The organism is Methanosphaera sp. A6, from assembly GCF_001729395.1.
Classification (GTDB): domain Archaea; phylum Methanobacteriota; class Methanobacteria; order Methanobacteriales; family Methanobacteriaceae; genus Methanosphaera; species Methanosphaera stadtmanae.
Map to the genome: position 1 here is coordinate 1 of NZ_MAIF01000027.1, position 3,605 is coordinate 3,605.

Consider the following 3,605-nt stretch of genomic DNA (forward strand, 5'->3'; position numbering starts at 1 on the left):
TTACATTAAGTAACGTGAATTTAATAGTAGAATACCTGAGAATTGTACAATGAGTAGGAGTATTCTCAATAAGAGATAATGCAAGTTATGTAACAGAAGAAAACTCAAACTTCAAATCAACAAATAACAGTGGAAGTAGTACATTAGTACTTGCAGGAGCAAGTTATTGTAATATAAATAACAATACAATAACAGGTACAGGTGATGTGGGAAATCTTTTATACTTAACTACATACAATGTAGCAGGTGTAGCAGAAGATGACATAGAACTTAACTCCTATAATAATATTACAAACAATGTACTAAATGGACCTAGTACCACTTCACTAATCTGTTATGGAATTACCTTAACAGGACATGATAATTTAATAGCAAATAATATTGTTAATGTTGCAGGTCAAGGTATTACTACCCAATGGGGATACACAGATCCAGCAGCACCACAAAATGGTAACAACAGTGACAGATACAAAGGAAATTATTATATAAACAATACTGTTAATAGAGGGGCTTCATTCAAAGCAACAAATAACAGTACTGTAGAATATAATAATATAACAGGTGTTGTTAGTTTAGGTGTAAATACAACAGCAACAAATAACATATTTGGTGCTACAACATTAGTTAATAATAATATTATAGAAAACAATACTGTTAATGGATTAGTTACAGTAAGTGGTTCTAATATTACAATTAATCACAACACTATAAAAGCAAATATTAACATTAAAAAGACTACATATACAAATGTTTCAATAACAAATAATGTTATATATGGGGTAATTATTAATAATGGAACTGTTTATGAGTATAATAATACATTAATACCACCAACAAATAATAATAAAAAATCACTTAAATCTATGAATAAAATCATAATCTCTGCTTCAAATTACTTAGACTACTTTGAATACGATCCTGAAGATGGATTATATTGGAATTATGGACTTCCTGAAAATACATGGATTGTAATCAATGCCATACCAATGAACGTACAAATAGCTCAAATAATATTAATGCAGAATTCTATACTAGAATTTAAAAATATGAATACTTCAAGATTATATGTCTGGATGGGAACAAACAGTACTATAAGAAATAGTCAAATGAATTACTCAAACTATGCTACAGCTATTGCTCTAGGAGCTAAATGTGTATTAGATAATCTAACCTTTATTGCAAATTATCCAGAACTACCAAGTAATCATATTGATTTGATTACTCAAACCAGTACTGATGGTATTATAAGAAATTGTAATATTAAAGTTAATCTTACAACTAATACTATTGATTGGAGTGCAGGTGAATCTGAATCAAAAATAGTACCAATTAAAGTAAAATATAATAATGTTGTTCTTGAAAACAATAATATTACTATAAATGTTATAGGTACAGATAATAATTCTGGATATCCAACAGGATATGGATTAAGTATCTTTGCAAATAATACAACTATAAAAAATAATAATATAAATTATATATGTAAAGAAGGACTTTCTGGATGGGTTTATCCAATTTATGTAGTTACCTCTAATAATACAATAACAGACAATAATATAATAGTTAAAGGAACAAATTACACTGCAGGAATATACTTTGACAGTACTTCATTTAGTAATAACACAGTAAGTAATAATATTATTAACTTAACCTGTGGTGCTAGTGGTTATGGTGAAGGAACAACTAATGAAAATGTAGGATATGGTGTATGTTTTACAAACCGTGCATATGGTGGTGGAAGCTACACTACTACAAAAGGTTCAGTATTCAATAATAAAGTAATAAACAACACGATATACACAAATGGGTATAGTTCATATGCAGTTGAACAATTTGGTGGAGATAACACATTAATAGCAAACAATACTCTAATATTAAATGGTACAACACCAATGGGTATTGGGGTTATTGGATTAAATACAACAATTACTGGTAATCATATAACAGTAACAGGTAAAGATAATGCTACATATCCATCAGTGGATTATATTAGGCCAAGAACAACAGGAGTATATTTATCACGTGGAATAAATAACACAGTAACAAACAATACAATAAACAGTCAAAACAATGCAGGAATAATCATAGACGGCGGTGAAACAAACGACATAGTAAGATATAACACAGTAAAATCATTAAATAACACATATGCAGTAACAGTAACTGGAGATAATCATCAAGTAACAGATAATAGTTTAGTTGCTAAAGAATTATCTGGTGATAATTCAGTACTAGCTACTGGTGAAAATAACACAATTAAAGATAATACTGGAAATACTGGAACAGGAGTATTAACTATTACATTAAATCCTACTGAAGCACATATTAATGATACAGTAGTAGTTAATGTAAAATTTGTTGATGAAGATGGTAATGCTATATCATCTAAACCAATACATATTAAAGTTGATGAATTTGGAATTGATACAACAGTTAATACTAATGAAAATGGAATAGCTACAACAGACTTTGTAGTTACTAAATTAAGTGACACAGTATTTGTAGAAGCTTCATATGATGGAACAGATTATGCAGTTGAAGGTCAAACTGCTATACTTGATATAACAAAATATGAAACAGAATTAACAGTAAATGATCAATTAAATGTATTTACACCAAATAGTAATTGTACTATTAATGGTACACTTACTGATAAAACAAATCCAATAGCAAATGCAGAAATCATAATATCCATAGCTAATATGGATGGTGTTATAGTAACAACTGATAATGATGGTAAATATTCATACACATTTAATGTAGGTGCAACTGAAGGTACTTATAATGTAGAAGTTACATATAATGGTAATGATAAATATGAAGATGCAGTTGCAACAGCAAGCTATGATGTAGAAAAATATGGAACAATATTAAAAATTGATCCAATTGATAATACTACTCCTAAAGCTAATATGATAATAACAGGTAGCTTAGTTGAATTCTATACAAGTGAAGGTGTAGCTAATGCAGAGATTACAATAACACTAAACAATAATACTTACACCAACATGACAGATGCAAAGGGTATTTTCAAATTCAACATTGTTGCACCAGCAAATACAGGTAAATACACAGTAGATGCTTCATATGCTGGTAATGATACACATGATATGGACACTGATAGTGCAGAATTCAATGTTGAAAAAATAGATTCCTCTATTACTATTGATGCTATTGGTAGTGTTGATGCTAATAGTAATGTTAATGTTACTGGTATTTTAGTTGATTCTGCACAAAATGCTATTATTAATCAAGAAGTAACAATAACAGTTAACAATAAAAAATACACAACCACCACTGGTAGTGATGGTAAATATGTTGTAACTATCATGACACCTGTTGTAACAGGAAATTATGATGTATCTGCAAGTTATGCTGGTAGTGATGTATACACCATGGCTAGTGCTCAAACTTCCATGTTTGTAAAAGAAGAAACTGGTATAACAGCTGAAGGACCAATTAGTGCTACAGTAAACAGTACCATAACAATTAATGGAACTCTCATGGATGCAAGTGATAATGGTATAGCTAATGCTACAATTACAGTTGTATTTGAAGGTAAAGACTACACAACCACCACTAATAATGATGGTAAATTTACATGT

Annotated in this window: 1 protein-coding gene; it reads left to right on the top strand. The window is 29.3% G+C overall.

Annotation, left to right across the window (positions count from 1 at the left end; genetic code table 11):
* Positions 1-206: 206 nt before the first annotated feature.
* Positions 207-3,605, top strand: a 3,399-nt coding sequence (locus tag A9758_RS00910) for a carboxypeptidase-like regulatory domain-containing protein (RefSeq protein WP_143740846.1), incomplete at its 3' end; no start/stop codon positions are given.